The organism is Bacillus sp. PK6-026 (assembly GCF_054161455.1).
This window is the reverse complement of record NZ_CP096418.1, coordinates 4231752-4249130: the sequence shown is the minus strand read 5'-3', so window position 1 is coordinate 4249130 and position 17379 is coordinate 4231752. Positions and strand designations below refer to the sequence as shown.

Genomic DNA, 17379 nt, shown 5'->3' with positions numbered 1-17379 from the left:
CATGAGTCATTTGTTGCGCAAGCCGCAGGCGAATGAGCTGTCACAAGGCGTGAAGCTTGTACACGAAGTGAAAAAATCGAATTCGGATCTCAGTTATGTCGAGTTTAAAGTCCTTGATCTCGCACCGGGATCCAGCTATGAAGAATCGCTGAGCAAACAAGAATGCTGCATCGTCGCGCTTACCGGAAAGATTACCGTAACCGATCATGAACAGACATTTGAAAATATCGGCACGAGAGAAAGCGTTTTCGAAAGAAAGCCGACCGACAGCGTGTATGTGTCAAATGACCGCAAGTTCGGCATTACCGCGGTTACAGAGGCAAGAGTTGCCCTGTGCTATTCCCCTTCTGAAAATCAGCTGCCGACGAAACTGATCAAAGCTGAAGACAACGGTATTGAAAACCGCGGGAAATTCAGCAATAAACGAACCGTTCATAACATACTTCCGGATTCAGATCCTTCAGCGAACAGCCTTTTAGTCGTCGAAGTCTACACTGAAAGCGGAAACTGGTCCAGCTATCCGCCGCACAAGCATGATCAAGACAACCTGCCTGAAGAGTCCTTTTTAGAAGAAACATACTACCATGAACTTGACCCACAGCAAGGCTTTGTATTTCAGCGCGTCTACACAGATGACCGTTCTATCGACGAGACGATGACTGTTGAAAATGGAAACGTTGTCATCGTGCCGGCCGGATACCATCCTGTCGGGGTGCCTGACGGATACACATCCTATTATTTAAACGTGATGGCAGGGCCGACGCGGAAATGGAAGTTTCATAACGACCCTGACCATGAATGGATTTTGGAACGCTAACAATAAGGCAAGGAGAGGCTGTTGAAGATGAGGTATACGTTTAATGAAGAGAAAGAATTTGACATTGTAGCGATCGGCCGCGCATGTATCGATTTAAACGCAGTCGAATACAACAGGCCGATGGAGCAGACGATGACATTTTCAAAATATGTCGGCGGCTCCCCGGCTAATATTGCAATCGGCAGTTCCAAATTAGGATTGAAGACCGGCTTTATCGGCAAGATTCCGGATGACCAGCACGGCAGATTCATCGAAACCTATATGAGAAATACGGGTGTCGATACGTCACAAATGGCGGTTGATAAAGACGGACATAAAGCGGGGCTTGCTTTCACAGAAATTTTAAGCCCTGAAGAATGCAGCATTTTAATGTACAGGGATGATGTTGCAGATCTTTACCTTGCCCCTTCTGAAGTGAACGAAGACTATATTGCAAAATCGAAGATGCTTCTTGTGTCAGGTACGGCGCTGGCTAAAAGCCCTTCCCGCGAAGCGGTGCTGAAAGCCGTGCAGCTGGCGAAAAAGCATCAAGTGAAAGTGGTCTTTGAGCTTGACTATCGTCCATATACGTGGACATCTGCGGAGGAAACGTCCGTTTACTATACGCTTGTTGCCGAACAATCAGACATTGTCATCGGAACGCGTGATGAGTTTGATGTAATGGAAAATAAGAGCGGCGGCAGCAATGAAGAATCTGTTCAGCATTTGTTTGCACATTCCGCAGATCTTGTCGTTATCAAGCACGGTGTCGAAGGTTCATATGCATACAGCAAATCCGGAGGCATCTTCCGGGCGAAAGCATACAAAACGAAGGTCTTAAAAACGTTTGGAGCGGGGGATTCATACGCTTCCGCTTTCCTCTACGGACTCGTTTCAGGCAAAGATATTGAAACTGCGCTGAAATACGGAAGCGCTTCCGCATCCATTGTTGTTTCCAAGCACAGCTCATCTGAAGCGATGCCGACAGTCGCCGAGATTGAAGAGCTTATCGCGGCTCAGTCTTAAATGAAGAATATGAATAAAGGTGGGATCGTTTGTGGGCAAGAAAATACGTTTAACCACAGCACAAGCGTTAATTAAATTCTTAAATCAGCAGTACATCCATGTAGATGGTGAAGAAACACCGTTTGTCGAGGGGATCTTTACGATTTTCGGCCATGGGAACGTCGTTGGCATCGGCCAGGCGCTTGAACAGGATGCGGGTCATTTAAAGGTGTTTCAAGGCAAGAATGAGCAGGGAATGGCACATGCGGCAATGGCTTACAGCAAGCAGATGCTGAGGAGGAAGATCTATGCTGTATCAACATCAGTCGGACCGGGAGCAGCTAACCTTGTGGCCGCCGCAGGTACGGCGCTTGCGAACAATATTCCGGTTCTCTTGATTCCGGCTGATACATTTGCAACGAGACAGCCTGATCCTGTTCTTCAGCAAGTAGAACAGGAATACAGTGCGGCGATTACGACGAACGATGCTTTGAAGCCTGTTTCGAGGTATTGGGACCGGATTACGCGCCCTGAACAGTTGATGAGCAGTCTGATTCGCGCTTTTGAAGTGATGACAGATCCTGCAAAAGCGGGTCCTGCAACGGTTTGCATTTCTCAAGATGTTGAAGGGGAAGCCTATGATTTCGATGAAAGCTTTTTTGAGAAACGCGTTCACTATATTGATCGCAAAGAGCCGAGCGAGCGTGAACTGAAGGGAGCGGCAGAGCTGATCAAGTCGAGCAAAAAACCGCTCATCTTGGTCGGCGGCGGAGCGAAATATTCCGGAGCGCGCGACGAACTGATCGCCATGTCTGAAGCGTACAATATTCCGCTGGTGGAAACCCAGGCCGGAAAATCTACAGTGGAAGCTGATTTTGCCAACAACTTGGGTGGAATGGGCATCACAGGTACGCTGGCGGCAAACAAAGCGGCTCGCGAGGCTGACTTGATCATTGGAATCGGCACGCGCTATACCGATTTCGCGACATCATCAAAAACCGCTTTTGACTTTGACAACTCAAAGTTTTTAAACATCAATGTCAACAGAATGCAGGCATATAAACTGGATGCTTTCCAAGTCGTTGCCGATGCAAAAGTAACGCTCGGCAAGCTGCACGGTTTATTGGAAGGCTATAAGAGCGAATTCGGTTCGATCATCAAGGAGCTGAAAGACGAGTGGCTTGCTGAGCGTGACCGTTTGAGCAAGGTAACATTTAAGCGTGAAAACTTCACACCTGAAATTAAAGATCATTTTTCTCAAGAAATACTCAACGAATACGCGGATGTGCTGCAAACCGAACTGCCGCAAACAACGGCATTGCTCGCCATCAATGAAACAGTTGATCCGGACAGCGTCGTCATTTGTTCAGCAGGCTCTTTGCCGGGGGATCTGCAGCGGCTGTGGCATTCAAACGAACCGAATACGTACCACTTGGAATACGGCTATTCCTGCATGGGATATGAAGTATCGGGAACACTCGGCTTGAAATTGGCTCATCCTGATAGAGAGGTTTATTCACTGGTCGGAGACGGAAGCTTCCTGATGCTCCACTCAGAGCTCATTACAGCAATTCAATATAATAAAAAAATCAACGTGCTGCTCTTTGACAACTCAGGATTCGGCTGTATCAACAACCTGCAAATGGACCATGGAAGCGGCAGCTACTTCTGCGAATTCAGAACAGCAGACAATCAGATTCTCAATGTCGACTACGCGAAAGTGGCCGAAGGGTATGGAGCAAAAACCTACAAAGCGAACACGATCGAAGAATTAAAAGCGGCGCTTGAAGATGCCAAAAAACAAGATGTCTCAACATTGATCGAAATGAAGGTGTTGCCGAAGACGATGACGGACGGCTATGACAGCTGGTGGCACGTAGGCGTTGCAGAGGTTTCCGAACAGGAAAGCGTGCAAAAGGCGTATGAAGCAAAAGAAAAAATGCTGAAATCTGCAAAGCAGTATTAAAGGAGGCACCAGGATGGGCAAGACACAAATTCTATGGGGCATCGCCCCCATAGGGTGGCGGAACGATGATATTCCGGAAATCGGCGCGGGAAACACACTTCAGCATTTGTTGAGCGACATTGTTGTTGCAGGCTTTCAAGGCACAGAAGTGGGCGGCTTTTTTCCGGAACCGGCCATTCTCAATAAAGAGCTCGAGCTGCGAAATCTAAGGATTGCCGGCAAGTGGTTCAGCAGCTATATCATTCGGGACGGCATTGAAGAAGCAGCCAAGGAATTTGCGGCTCACTGCCAGTACTTGAAAGACGTCCATGCCGATGTTGCGGTCGTATCAGAACAGACGTACAGCGTGCAGGGCTTGGATAAAAACGTGTTTAAAGAAAAGCCTTATTTCACCGATGAAGAATGGCAGCGGCTATTTGAAGGGTTAAATCACCTCGGGGAAATCGCCGGCCGGTACGGCCTGAAGCTTGTCTATCATCATCACCTCGGCACAGGCGTGCAGACAGAGGAAGAGGTTGACCGGCTCATGGCGGGAACTGACCCGGCCCTCGTGCACCTTCTGTATGATACTGGGCATGCCTACATTTCAGATGGAAATTATATGAACATACTAGAGAAGCATATGGACCGTATTGGCCACGTTCATTTTAAAGACGCGCGCCTCAAGATCATAGAGAAATGCAAGCAGGAAGGAAAATCGTTCCAACAGGCGTTTTTGCAAGGGATGTTCACTGTTCCAGGCGATGGCTGCATCGATTTTAGAGAAGTCTATCAAACGCTATTAAAGCACGGCTATTCCGGCTGGATCGTTGTGGAAGCCGAGCAGGATCCCGATGTTGCCAACCCGCTTGAATACGCATTGATCGCCAGAAAGTACATCGATCGTCACTTGTTGAATGTCCCAGCAACCAATTAGGGGGGCTCTAAATTGAGCAATGGAAGTGCAGCAGTCTCACCATTCAATAAACGAACCGTCGCAGCAGCTTTGGCAAATTACATTGATGCAGGCTCCATTGTCGCAGGATCGGCAGGATTATCTTTATGGGTCAGTTACCTAAAGCTTTCTGATACACAGATCGGACTGCTCGGCGCGTTTAGCGCCAACGCCATCTCAGCGGCAATCGGAGCGCTGCTCGGAGGCTTTTTGGCCGACAAGATTGGCCGAAAGGCTGTCTATACGAACAGTATGCTGGTTTATGCACTGGGGATTTGTTTAGTATTGTTCGGCACCAGCTTTCCCTTTTTGTTAAGCGGTTACATTATTATCGGTTTATCGGTAGGAGCTGATATTACGGCTTCCTGGACGATCATCGCGGAGAACGCACCTAAGAAAAACAGGGCGCGTCATTGCGGGGTTGCACAGGTCGCATGGGCGGCGGGAGCGGTTGTGGTCCTGCTGCTGTCGGTCCTGCTCGGTGATATAGGCTTATTGGGCAATAAAATCGTGTTTGGGCATTTGCTCGTTATCGCACTGATCACATATGTTCTGCGGAAAAGGCTGCCGGAATCCGATGCCTGGCAGGGTCAATCCGAATCGGCTCAAGCCGTCAGGAAGCCGAAGGCGTCTTATCTCGATTTGCTTCAGCCTAAGTATTTGAAAAGCATTTTATTTTTAATGGGCGTGTACTTGGTTTGGAATCTGGCTGCAGGTGTCATGGGGTTTTTTATGCCTTACATTTATCAGCAGGTCGGCGATGTGTCAGCGACCATGGCAAACATTTTGCAGATGGGGCTGTTTATTTTCACCGGGCTTGGCGTCGCTTTTATCTTCATGCCGTTTGCAGACAAATACAGGAAGACAGTGTTTGGGATCTCCGCATTTGCAGCGGTGATCGGCTGGTCATTGTTTCTGCTTCCGGCAGAGGGCATGCCGATCCTCATCCTCTTTATCGTGATGATCGGCCTAAACAATGGGGCCGGGCAACAGGCCAATTATCAATTATGGGCGAGTGAAATTTTCCCGACGGAATATCGCGCATCTGCACAAGGATTGATGTTCTTCCTCGTTCGTATTTCAATCGGGGCTTGGAGCCTTTTCGTTCCAATGATCATCTCGAATTTTGGAATTGCATTTATGGCGGCCATTCTCCTTGGATGTGTAACGGCCAGCATGCTCATCGGGCTCTTTTTTGCACCGAATACATCCGGTAAGTCGCTTGAACAAATTCAGGAAGAGCTGTATGGGACTCCTCCGGCTCAAGCTGGGCAAGTGCAAACAAGAAAAATTATGTAATTATTTTAAAGGAGTGGCTATCAATGAAATTACGCATTGGTGTTATTGGTACAGGAGCAATCGGAAAAGAACACATCAACCGCATCACGAATAAATTAGCCGGCGGCGAAATTGTCGCGGTCACCGATGTAAACCAGGAGGCAGCTCAGCAAGTTGTAACAGACTACAGCCTGAATGCAAAGGTCTATCCGGATGACGACAGTCTCATCGCAGCCGAAAATGTAGACGCAGTCTTAGTCACAAGCTGGGGACCGGCACATGAATCAAGCGTTTTGAAAGCGATTAAAGCGAACAAATTCGTATTTTGCGAAAAGCCTCTGGCGACGACTGCGGAAGGATGCATGCGGATCGTCAATGAAGAAATCAAAGCGGGCAAACGTCTCGTTCAAGTCGGCTTTATGCGCCGTTATGACAGCGGTTACGTACAGCTGAAAGAAGCGATCGACAACCGGGTCATCGGCGAGCCTCTCATGATCCACTGTGCGCACCGCAACCCGGTTGTAGGCGACAACTATACGACAGATATGGCTGTTGTCGATACGCTTGTCCATGAAATAGACGCCCTGCACTGGCTGATCAATGACGATTACGAATCCGTTCAGGTCATTTATCCGAAAAAATCGAAAAACGCGCTCCCTCATTTGCGTGATCCGCAAATCGTCATCATCGAAACGAAAGGCGGAGTCGTGATCAATGCGGAAATCTATGTCAACTGCAAATACGGCTACGATATCCAGTGTGAAATCGTCGGAGAAGACGGAATCGTGAAGCTTCCTGAACCATCAAGCATCTCTCTCAGAAAAGACGGCAAATTCTCGACGGATATTCTCATGGATTGGCAGCGCCGCTTTGTAGACGCTTATGATGTAGAAATCCAAGATTTCATTGACTCGATCCAACAGAAAGGCGAGGTCAGCGGGCCGACTGCATGGGACGGCTATATCGCCGCCGTGACGACGGATGCCTGCGTAAAAGCTCAGGAATCCGGACAGAAAGAACCTGTGGCGCTTCAAGAGAAACCGAAATTCTATCAAACGTTTACAACTGTTCAAAAATAAAAACTTTCCGAGGAGTGAAAAGTATGAAATTAGCATTGGATCCATCGATGTATCGCGATGATTTAACTTTGGAGGAAACGGTCTATAAAACGGCGGAGCTTGGCTACGAATATATCGAACTATCGCCGCGCGAAGATTTTTGTCCATTCTATAAATATCCGAAAGTCGATTCAGCTAAAATCAAACAATTAAAGCGGCTTTTAAAAGATACCGGTGTTAAGCTTTCATCGCTCCTTCCGCTTTACCACTGGGCCGGTCCTGATGAAGATCGCCGTCAGGCAGCGGTGCGCAATTGGAAAAGGGCGATCGAAATTGCGGTTGAGCTTGAAGTCGATTTGATGAACAGCGAATTCAGCGGTTCAAAATACGATCCTTTAACAAGTGAAGAAAAATTTATCAAATCCATGGATGAGCTTCTGCCAGTCTTTGAAAAAGAAGGCATTAAACTCAATCTTCAAGCCCATCCATACGATTTTATCGAAACACACAAAGGTGCGATGGATATGATCCGAGCGCTTGACAAGGACTGGATCAATCTTGTCTACTCGACTGCGCACACATTCTTCTATGACGACGGAAAAGGCGACATCGAGACAATGTTTGACGAAGCCGGCGACCGCCTCACGCATGTTTTATTTGCAGATACTTATAATCATAAAGCGGCTCATGGCCTTCGCTACATCGTCAATCCGCCTGACGCGAAAGTAACGGTTCACCAGCATTTGGACATTGGCCAAGGCGAGGTTGATTTTGATACGATTTTCAGAAAGCTGAGAGAGATGAAGTTTGACGGAATAGCGACGAATGCCGTGTTTGCCTGGGTTGACGAAAGAGCGGATGAATCAAGCAGATTCATGCTTGAAAAGCTGAAACAGGAATTACTAGGATAAGCCCCTGAGTTCGGCGCCCTGCCGAACTCTCTCTTCACAAGGATATTTAGATAAGGAGAATCTAATATGAAGCTATGCTTTAATGAAGCAACGACATTAGAAAATTCAAACCTAGCAAAAGACCTCGAATACTGTGAGAAGCACGGATACGATTATATCGAAATCCGGACGATGGATAAGCTGCCCGAATATTTAAAAGACCATTCTCTCTCAGAGTTAGCCGAGTATTTTCAAACGCATCATATTAAGCCGCTGGCCTTGAATGCCCTTGTCTTTTTCAACAACCGCGATGAAAAAGGGCACCGTGAAATCATCGAAGAATTTAAAGGCATGATGGAAACATGCAAAACGCTTGGTGTGAAATATGTGGTCGCGGTACCGCTTGTCACCGAACAAAAAATCTTAAAAGAAGATATTAAAGCGAGCTCCGTCGAAGTGCTGACAGAGCTGTCAGACATCGCGGAGCCGTACGGTGTAAAGATCGCTGTCGAGTTTGTCGGTCATCCGGAGTGCACAGTCAATACGTTCAGCCAGGCCTATGACATCGTCATGACCGTGAACCGCGATAATGTCGGCCTTGTTCTTGACAGCTTCCACTTCCATGCAATGGGTTCGGACATTGAGGATTTGAAAAAGGCGGACGGCAAGAAGATTTTCATTTATCATATCGATGATACGGAAGACTTCCCAATCGGCTTTTTAAGAGATGAAGACCGCGTTTGGCCGGGACAAGGGGCCATCGACTTGGATGCCCACTTATCAACTTTGAAAGACATCGGTTTTTCGGATGTCGTGTCAGTTGAATTGTTCAGACCTGAATACTATAAGCTGAGCGCGGAAGAAACGATTCGAACGGCCAAAGAAACAACAGTTGAAGTTGTTTCAAAATACTTCAAGATTTAATACGGGATAGGAGGGGTGAACGTGGCTTTCGTTTCCATGAAAGAACTTCTTCAAGAAGCAAAGGAACATCATTATGCAATCGGTCAATTTAATATTAACGGCCTTCAATGGACAAAAGCGATTCTACAGGCGGCGGAAGAAGAACGGTCACCTGTCATCGCGGCCGCCTCAGACCGGCTCATCGATTATTTAGGCGGATTTAAGACGGTTTCCGCAATGGTTGCGGCTTTGATTGAGGAAATGTCGATCTCCGTTCCCGTCGTCCTTCACCTTGACCATGGCAAAAATCCGGAGCGCTGCAAGCAAGCGATTGACGCCGGTTTTAGCTCAGTCATGATCGACGGCTCGCATTCACCAATCGATGAAAACATCGCCATGACAAAAGAGGTCGTGTCATACGCCGGAATTCGCAATGTTTCGGTTGAAGCAGAGGTTGGCACCGTAGGGGGCATGGAAGACGGGCTCATCGGCGGGGTGCAGTATGCCGACATCGGTGAATGCGAACGCATTGTCAAAGAAACCGGTATCGATGCTTTAGCAGCCGCGCTCGGCTCTGTTCATGGAAAATATCAAGGCGAGCCTAATTTAGGATTTAAGGAAATGGAAGAAATCTCACGGGTGACGGACATTCCGCTTGTTCTTCATGGAGCTTCGGGCATCCCGGCTGATCAAATCGCTAAAACGATCCGTCTGGGCCATGCGAAAATCAACATTAATACCGAATGCATGGTGGCCTGGACCGAGAAAACGCGCAGCATGTTTAAAGACAATCCCGATTTATATGAACCCCGCGCCTATATGACGCCAGGGATCAGCGCAGTCAAAGAAACGGTCAAACATAAAATGAGAGAATTCGGGTCATCCGGAAAAGCGGTATGCACCCAAAAGATAGAAATATAATCTAGACCCGTATCGCCTCACTCACTTATCGAAGTGAGTGTTTTTTTTGTGCGCAGTATTTGTAAAGATATTCTAAAGGTTCAAAAGAATGATTGACTGTAATTGATATAATAGTTATAATTTCCCTCATAATACATTTTGATCAGAAAAGATTTTATTTTCTGAAAATAAATGACAGCAAGACAATAACAAAATCAGGTGAATGCTATGCGGACAAACGTTTTAAAGTATCGGGTTCATATTTTATTTATCGTATTATGTTTGATCGGCGGGACGACATGGGCTTTTCAAAAAGCCGGGTTGAGTGACAGCCTTCCATTTTGGTCCGCGGGCATGCGGTTTATGATCGCAAGCATTTTGATCGCGGCGTTTCTTTTGATACGAAGGCAGTTTGTGCTGTCAAAGGAACTGCTGGTGCTGTCGTTTTTGAACGGCATCATGTATTTTTCCGTTCCATTTGGATCTGTTTATTGGGCCTCTCTTTATTTGCCGAGCGGGTTGGTATCTATATTAGCAGCTAGCATTTCAGTCTTTGCCCTGATGATCAACCGCCTTGTCAAAGGGACACCGGCGACGAAATTGCAGAAATGGGGCATTTGCCTTGCGTTGCTCGGCATTACAATCGTGTTTGGCAATCAGCTGTTGATCAAAGTCGATGTTATTGAAATCGTCGCCATGATTGTGATTTTGTGTGCGATGTTTGGCTCGGCTTTTATTCAAATCAAAGTACAGCAGAAAATTCGTTCGCTTCCGATCTTGAGCTTTAACTCCCTTTCGATGCTGAGCGGCGGAGCGGTATTGCTCATCAGCAGCCTCATCTTTGAAAGCGGGACAAGAACGTTTTCCGGCGTGAGCCTTTATGCGCTGCTTTATTTAGCGGTTGTCGGCTCGATATTGGGTTTTTGGATCAACATTTATCTGCTTAAAAAATGGCACATCTCAAAAGCGACTTCCCACTTGTTTATCTCCCCCGTCATTGCGCTTTATATCGGATTTCTGTTTCTGGATGAAAAACTGAATGCGAATATTTATTTAGGAACGCTGTTTGTCATATTCGGTGTGATGTTCATCAACTTAAAAAAAGAAGAGAGGATCGCGAAAATTGACGATACGAAACAAAAACTTGGCCATCATTTGTCAAAATAAGCACTTGCCGTTTATTTTTGAAGAAGCTGAGCATTTAGGATTGAAGGTCACGTTCTTTTACAATTCAGCCGAAGATTTCCCGGGCAATCTTCCGGCTGTGGAACGCTGTGTGCCGCTGCCGTTATTTGAAGATGAAGAAGAGGCGCTGGAAATCGTCAAACAGACATTTGTCGAATTTCCGTTTGACGGCGTTGTGACACTGTTTGAGCCGGCATTGCCTTTCACGGCAAAAGCCGCTGAAGCTTTGAATCTGCCGGGGCTTTCTTTCACAACAATGGAAAACTGCCGCAATAAAAATAAAACCCGCAGCATCCTTCAGCAAAACGGCCTGAATACGCCGGTTTTCCACGAGTTCCATACGCTCGCTGATCTCGAAGACAGGAAACTGACTTATCCATTAGTTGTTAAGCCGGTCAACGGCTTTTCAAGCCAGGGCGTCGTCCGTGTTGATGATTGGAAGGAGCTTGAGGAGGCCGTCAGGAAAGTCGAGGCTGTTAACGAGACGGACCTTAATCGATTCGTACACGGCAAAACGGGCATCATAGCCGAGCAATTTATCGATGGGCCGGAATTTGTGATTGAAACGCTGTCGATTCAAGGAAACGTACATGTTCTTTCGATTGGATACAAAGGGAACAGCAAAGGTCCGTTTTTTGAAGAAGGCGTCTATATTGCTCCGGCTCAATTGAAAGAAGAGACGCGCCTTGCGATTGTTAAGGAAGTGACAGGAGCCGTTTCAGCGCTGGGCATTCATCAGGGGCCGGCTCATACGGAGCTGAGGCTGGACAAGGTCGGAACACCTTATGTTATCGAGGTGGGCGCCAGAATCGGCGGTTCAGGGGTTTCGCATTACATCGTCAAAGAGAGCACGGGCATCAATTTTATGCAGCTTGTCTTGCAAAACGCAATAAAGCCGCTGGAGAGCAGCGAGTTTAAAGAAGAGATCCGGCCTGTAAGGACAGCCGGCAATTATATCATTCCTGTACAAGGCTCCGGCACTTTTGAAAAAATCGACGGACTGGAAGAAGTCAAACAGAGGCCGGAGGTAAAGCGGGTGTTTCAATTTATTAGAAAAGGCGCGAAAATTCTGCCGTACCCGCATTTTTCCGGTTATCCCGGATTTATATTCACAAGCCATCATTCATATGAAGAATGCGCAGCTTTCTACCGGGAACTGGATGATGAGCTTCATATCATATATCAAAATAATTTGACGGGTACAATAGGAGGTTAAGATGATCTCGACTAAAGTGCAGGAAGAACAAGCCGTGATGATTGTCCATACGCTCGGTCCCAAAGGCACGAACTGCGAAAAAGCCGGCCTGCTTTGGCTCAAAAACAAAGGGGTCCGCGGGGAAGTCAGGCTTTATGAAACGTTGGAAGAAGCGCTCCCTCATGTTAAATCGACAGAAAATTCAGTTCTTTTAGGCTGTGCCGTTTACCCGTTTTTGCATCAAATTGTATTCGAGAATCTCGCTGACTTAAAGATCATAGACAGTTTTGTGATGCCGACATACAACATGGTTTTTGCCGCAAAACAGCACACGATGGCATCTGACATTCAAACCGTCGCTTCACACCCTGCTCCCGCCCATCTGGCGAAGCTGTTCAGCAGTCAAGTCCAATTTGTCACCAGCAATGCACAAGCGGCCCTGGCCTGCGCTTCAAACGCGGCTGACGGCTGTATCACGACGATTAAAGCAGCTGATGAACACCGTTTGAAAGTCATTCAAGATTTTGGAGAAGTGCCGATGTGTTTTACGATCCACGGGCTTAAATCAATCGAAGGAGGAAGCCGATGACGACATTGACAGGGGACATTGTAAACTTGGTCAACGAGCAGATTGTACCGAACATTCATGAATTACAGACGTACCAAAATGATAAAGGACAGATTACAGAGCGTCGCGAAAGGGCGGAACAGCTTCTGCTGCAATTGATAGAAGACGCTGGAACCATTTATGAAGCGGTTCACCTAACGGCTGCAAAAGAGGCGTTTAAACAGGACGTCTTGGATTGGATCGGACGCGGATTAGAGGAGACGCCGTATTTTGACCGGTTATTGACGGCTTACCGGGCTCCGAATGATCAGGAGACGACCTTTTTTGCGGCGCCGATCGTGACGCCGAATGGGCCACATGCGAAAGGCTGTTATTTTGAAGCCTTTTTGGCCGTTCGTGAAGAACCTGCCATGATGAGGCCGATAGAAGAGGAGCTGCCCCATCCTGAAAACGGCTGCCAATCCCTCAAGCTTCTCGCCGGAACAAAGGGGTTCACGGAAGAAAAATGTATCGTATTCTTCCCGGAAAATGTGAAAACAAAAGAGAACATTACATCACAGACATTCGCGATTTTCTATTTTAATAAGTTTTATCACATTTACCATGAGGATACGCTGAAAAGAGCGAGGGCCATTTTTGAACATGCGCCTTTCAAGTCGGCTCAGCTTTCCCCCGACCGCACATATGAAGCAAGGGTGCTGTGGGGCTACCTTCATGACTATTTTCATCATTGCGGAAAAAAACCTTTTCATCTGCATATTCAGGCGAAAATGAATTTTTTCGCAGGCATTTTAGAAGAAGTCAAGGTCGATTGCCAAGCGATCCTCACTTTGTGGGAGCGGCAATATGACGGCTGGGAGGAAATAATCGAATTTGTTTTGTATGAACGGCTGCTGCGCTATCCAAGCCAGCATAATGCAACGCGGAATTTTGATTCCGGGACAGGCTATTTTCTGTTCAGCTGGATCATTGAAAACGGCCGTTCCATTCAAAGAGGAGAAGAGAAACTCGTGTCGCTTGATCTTTCCCGATGCATGGACGATTTAAAAAAGCTTGTGGCTGAAATCGAACAGCTGGAAGAGATCGAGGATGACTCTGCATACAAAGAGGCGGCGGAACGCTATGTCAGACAATACCTGCCTCCCGGGCGTGAAGGCGAGCGGTTCAGCGTTCCGGAACAATATTTCATTGACGAGATCAATAAGAAAATCGAAACCGCCCGTCTTCGGTTTAAGCGGGAGAGACTGGAAGCGTGAAGCCGGCATTAAGCAAAATCGGAGAGAAAATGAATGAGAAGACAGGGGTCAGGGCTGTGATGAACGATATTCAGGAAGTCCTGGCCGGCGGAGATCGGTCATACATTAATTTAAGTGCGGGCAATCCAATGATATTGCCCGGCGTGTCAGCCATGTGGAAGTCGGCTCTTGCCAATCTGCTCGACGATGACAGGTTTTCTTCGGTAATCGGCCAATACGGATCGAGCTATGGAACCGATGAACTGATTGAAAGTGTTGTCCGCTTCTTTTCAGAGCGGTATCGCGCCGACATTCGAAAAGAGAATGTGCTGATTACAGCCGGAAGCCAGCAGCTGTTTTTTCTGGCGATTAATTCGTTTTGCGGAATGGGAAGCGGGTCTGTGATGAAAAAAGCCTTGATTCCGATGCTTCCCGACTATTCAGGATACAGCGGAGCGGCGTTGGAGCGGGAGATGATTGAGGGGATACCTCCTCTCATTTCGGTATTGGATGATCATACGTTTCGATATGAGCTCGACCGTGAGGCGTTTTTAGAGAGGATGAGGACCGATCCGTGCATTGGCGCTGTCTTGCTTTCACGGCCGAACAATCCTTGCGGAAACATCCTGCCTGGCGAACATGTAGCATTCATTTCTGACGCCTGCCGAGAAGCGAATGTTCCGCTGTTCATTGATTCCGCATATGCTCCGCCTTTTCCGGCGATTCATTTTATCGACATGGAACCGATTTTCAACGATCAGATTATCCACTGTATGAGCCTTTCAAAAGCAGGTCTGCCTGGTGAAAGGATCGGAATCGCCATCGGGCCGTCCCGGTATATTCAGGCAATGGAAGCATTCCAGTCTAATGCGGCGATCCATTCTTCGAGGCTGGGGCAGTATATGGCGGCATCTGTTTTGAATGACGGGCGCCTCGCCGACGTGTCGCTAAATGAAGTCAGGCCGTATTACCGCAATAAATTCAAGCTGCTTAAGGATACGCTTTTAGGCAAGATGCCTGAAGACATCAAATGGTATTTGCATCAAGGGGAAGGGGCGCTTTTCGGATGGCTGTGGTTTGAAGACCTGCCGGTGACTGATGCGGCGCTGTATGAGTATATGAAAGCCGACGGAGTCATCATCGTTCCCGGCTCATCTTTCTTTCACCACCAATCCCGCCCCATGGCGCATTCGCACCAGTGTATACGAATCAGCCTAACCGCGGCGGATGAAGATATCATAAGGGGAATCGATATTTTAGCTAAAATTGTGAAGGATGTATATGAGAAGCAGGTTGAATACTTATAAAAAAACAGGGGCTAGAAGCAAGCCCCTGTTTTATTCGTCAATCTTTCCGCCGCCATTGGCCTTTCTTTTTCTCCGCCTGGCGGTTGTCAAAATCAGAATAACCGCTGCCGCTATGATCACGATCAGGATGGCAATGTACATCACATGCTGCTGATTGCTTTCCTGTTTATCATCCGTCTTGGTTTCAGCTGATTTTGCTGTCAGCTGCTGATGGTTTGTAAACAGCTGATGGCTGTCCGTTTCATTAACGACGGTTGCTGCGAAGTCATTGCTGTTTAAAAAGTTGATCATTTCTTTTGTGACAGCTGTGCCTTGCCCTTTAAACGGCGCGAAAACAGCCATCGAGTAATTTGAATCCCAAAGCGATGTTTGAGTAAACGCGATTTGTTTCGTCGTTTCATTCAGCATTTGAAAAGATGACACATCAAATGCCCCGTTTTTCGCCGTCGGAACAGCCAATTCGGATGTTTTTTCCTTCAGCAGAGAGAATTGATCGACACTTCCGATGAAGATGATGTTTCTTCCTTTCATGTCATCCGGTTTGACTTCAGCGGATGTTTTCACTGTGAATGCCTGCCTGGCTTCGCTGCCGAAGGAGCCGACCACAAGTGAAAGTTCATGAAGCTTTGACTGATCCGCCTTGTCGGGCAGGATCATCAGCGTTTTGTTGTCCTGATCTCCCGCGTAGGGAAGCGGCCACTCTTGAAAATCGGCTGAAGCTGACGTGTCGCTGACATGGTAAGACAATGCACTCTGTTTATCGATGAAAATCCACTTGTCACCGTTCCCCGCATAGCAGGGGTTGTTCTCTTTCAACCCTGAAGTGGCAAATTGAATATCGATGTAACGGTTTTTTTTGCAAAAGTTTCGGATCGACTTTTAAAGAAACATGGTAAAAGCCGTTTTTGTCTTCTTTTCCTAAATCGTCAAGTCCGACGGAATGAGGCTGACCATTGATCATGACCTTCAGCTCCGCCTGTTCCGCAGCTAAGTCGCTTTGACGGGCCTGCTTTTGAATCGTCTCCGATTTTTTCATCGTAAGCGAAAGCTTTGCAGGTTGATTCTTGTCTAATAGCGCCGGTGCGGGGTAATAAAAATGCTCGGAAGATGTCTGTCCGGACCCGATTGTCAAATCCCCCGTCCCGAAATCCTCGAGTGTCAGCTTGCCGCCTTCCCGTTTATTATGCTGCTGAAGTTTGCCGATTGCCAGCGTGTCGCCGCTGAGCTGGGCGGCATACGTTTTATCGGTAATGACGCTGATCTTTTCAGAAAGAACATCATCAGATGATGCAGCTGCAAACAATACAGGCTGTTGCTTATCCTTTGCTTTGAGCATCCGTTCCGCAAGCAAAAGCTTGTCTTCTTTTGCTTCGAGCTTTGCTTGTTTCAACAGCTTTTTCACTTTGCCGCTCCAGTGATGCTGGACGCCGATCACAATCGTCGGCCTGTCGATTTTCGCCAGGTCAGATTCACCAAAGATCTTCGTGCTGATGCTATTGTCAACCGTTTTAAGGTAGGCTTCTGTTTTAACTGCAGCTTCGATTTCAGCCGAACTTGGATGGTCCGGAATGACGATTGCCGTTTTTTCCACGGAGCTGCCGGACTGGGCGAACGGATAAGGATAATGTTCGAGCGTCACTCCTTTAGATTCGTTCTTTTCCCCGATATTCAGACGGCTGTCCGGGTAAATTTTGATCCAGTTCCCGGAAGAGTCCTGTCTGACGCAGACGCCTTCATAAACCACTCCGTAGAACTTCAGTGATAGGCTGTGAAACCCTGGAGACGACTGGCTTTTGTTTAGTGTGAGTTTCAGCGTTTTCTTCCCGGCATTCCCTGCAAGCTTAACCGTTTTGACCGGTTCGCCATCAATCTCGGCTGTTAAAGAAGACGGTGAAATTAAAAGGTCTGAGGCCTCGTATTCAAGTGTGAGCTGCTGATGGGCAGAGGAGGCGCCCGCTGGAATTTGATACGTCAACTCGGCGCTGTCTTTTGCCCCGTACAAGGTTAAGAGATCGTTTGTAAGAACTTGCTGTTTGGCTTGTTCCCGGCTGTTTTTCCCGAGGATCGAGCCGTCTACTGTAACGTCTTTGGCAGCTGCAGCTTGTCCCGTCGCCGTGATCAGCATAAGGCTTGCCAGACATATGATGATATATTTCAAA

At 47.4% G+C, this 17379-nt stretch carries 14 protein-coding genes and 1 pseudogene; 14 read left to right on the top strand and 1 reads right to left on the bottom strand.

Going from position 1 to position 17379, the window contains the following annotated elements; all coding sequences use genetic code 11:
- Position 1 precedes the first annotated feature (1 nt).
- From iolB to M1D59_RS21505, 14 genes are all read left to right on the top strand, one after another.
- On the top strand, positions 2-817 hold the full coding sequence (gene iolB, locus M1D59_RS21570; RefSeq protein WP_020453546.1) for a 5-deoxy-glucuronate isomerase: 816 nt from the start codon (positions 2-4) through the stop codon (positions 815-817).
- Positions 818-844: 27 nt separating this feature from the next.
- On the top strand, positions 845-1822 hold the full coding sequence (iolC, locus tag M1D59_RS21565) for a 5-dehydro-2-deoxygluconokinase (RefSeq protein WP_020453545.1): 978 nt from the start codon (positions 845-847) through the stop codon (positions 1820-1822).
- A gap of 31 nt (positions 1823-1853) precedes the next feature.
- Positions 1854-3767, top strand: a complete 1914-nt coding sequence (gene iolD / locus M1D59_RS21560; RefSeq protein ID WP_025810536.1) for a 3D-(3,5/4)-trihydroxycyclohexane-1,2-dione acylhydrolase (decyclizing) — start codon at positions 1854-1856, stop codon at positions 3765-3767.
- Positions 3768-3780: 13 nt separating this feature from the next.
- Positions 3781-4683 (top strand): myo-inosose-2 dehydratase, encoded by a 903-nt coding sequence (gene iolE / locus M1D59_RS21555; RefSeq protein WP_035338067.1) that lies wholly within the window; start codon positions 3781-3783, stop codon positions 4681-4683.
- A 12-nt stretch (positions 4684-4695) separates the two neighbouring features.
- Positions 4696-6000 carry an MFS transporter gene (locus tag M1D59_RS21550; protein WP_020453542.1) on the top strand — a complete coding sequence of 435 codons (1305 nt, stop codon included), beginning with the start codon at positions 4696-4698 and terminating at the stop codon, positions 5998-6000.
- A 23-nt stretch (positions 6001-6023) separates the two neighbouring features.
- Positions 6024-7058, top strand: coding sequence for a Gfo/Idh/MocA family protein (locus M1D59_RS21545; protein ID WP_020453541.1), 1035 nt, complete (start codon positions 6024-6026; stop codon positions 7056-7058).
- Positions 7059-7081: 23 nt separating this feature from the next.
- Positions 7082-7948: a sugar phosphate isomerase/epimerase family protein gene (locus M1D59_RS21540; protein ID WP_023856874.1), complete on the top strand. Its 867-nt coding sequence runs from the start codon at positions 7082-7084 to the stop codon at positions 7946-7948.
- Positions 7949-8014: 66 nt separating this feature from the next.
- Positions 8015-8851: a 2-keto-myo-inositol isomerase gene (gene iolI / locus M1D59_RS21535; RefSeq protein WP_023856875.1), complete on the top strand. Its 837-nt coding sequence runs from the start codon at positions 8015-8017 to the stop codon at positions 8849-8851.
- A 21-nt stretch (positions 8852-8872) separates the two neighbouring features.
- Positions 8873-9751: a class II fructose-1,6-bisphosphate aldolase gene (fba, locus tag M1D59_RS21530; protein ID WP_023856876.1), complete on the top strand. Its 879-nt coding sequence runs from the start codon at positions 8873-8875 to the stop codon at positions 9749-9751.
- A gap of 207 nt (positions 9752-9958) precedes the next feature.
- Positions 9959-10897 (top strand): DMT family transporter, encoded by a 939-nt coding sequence (locus M1D59_RS21525; RefSeq protein ID WP_026580373.1) that lies wholly within the window; start codon positions 9959-9961, stop codon positions 10895-10897.
- Entirely contained in the window at positions 10854-12131 is a 1278-nt protein-coding gene (locus tag M1D59_RS21520; RefSeq protein WP_026580372.1) for an ATP-grasp domain-containing protein, read from the top strand. Before M1D59_RS21525 ends, M1D59_RS21520 begins: the two co-directional genes overlap by 44 nt.
- A 1-nt stretch (position 12132) precedes the next feature.
- Positions 12133-12699 (top strand): prephenate dehydratase domain-containing protein, encoded by a 567-nt coding sequence (locus M1D59_RS21515; protein WP_020453535.1) that lies wholly within the window; start codon positions 12133-12135, stop codon positions 12697-12699.
- Positions 12696-13934 (top strand): DUF6421 family protein, encoded by a 1239-nt coding sequence (locus tag M1D59_RS21510; RefSeq protein ID WP_458117689.1) that lies wholly within the window; start codon positions 12696-12698, stop codon positions 13932-13934. Before M1D59_RS21515 ends, M1D59_RS21510 begins: the two co-directional genes overlap by 4 nt.
- Complete coding sequence (locus M1D59_RS21505; protein ID WP_025810541.1) at positions 13931-15220, top strand: valine--pyruvate transaminase; 1290 nt, start codon at positions 13931-13933, stop codon at positions 15218-15220. The genes M1D59_RS21510 and M1D59_RS21505 overlap by 4 nt, the downstream gene beginning before the upstream one ends.
- A 30-nt stretch (positions 15221-15250) precedes the next feature.
- Here M1D59_RS21505 and M1D59_RS21500 read toward each other — a convergent pair.
- Positions 15251-17378, bottom strand: a pseudogene (locus M1D59_RS21500) (cellulose biosynthesis cyclic di-GMP-binding regulatory protein BcsB).
- Between the last annotated feature and the right edge of the window lies 1 nt (position 17379).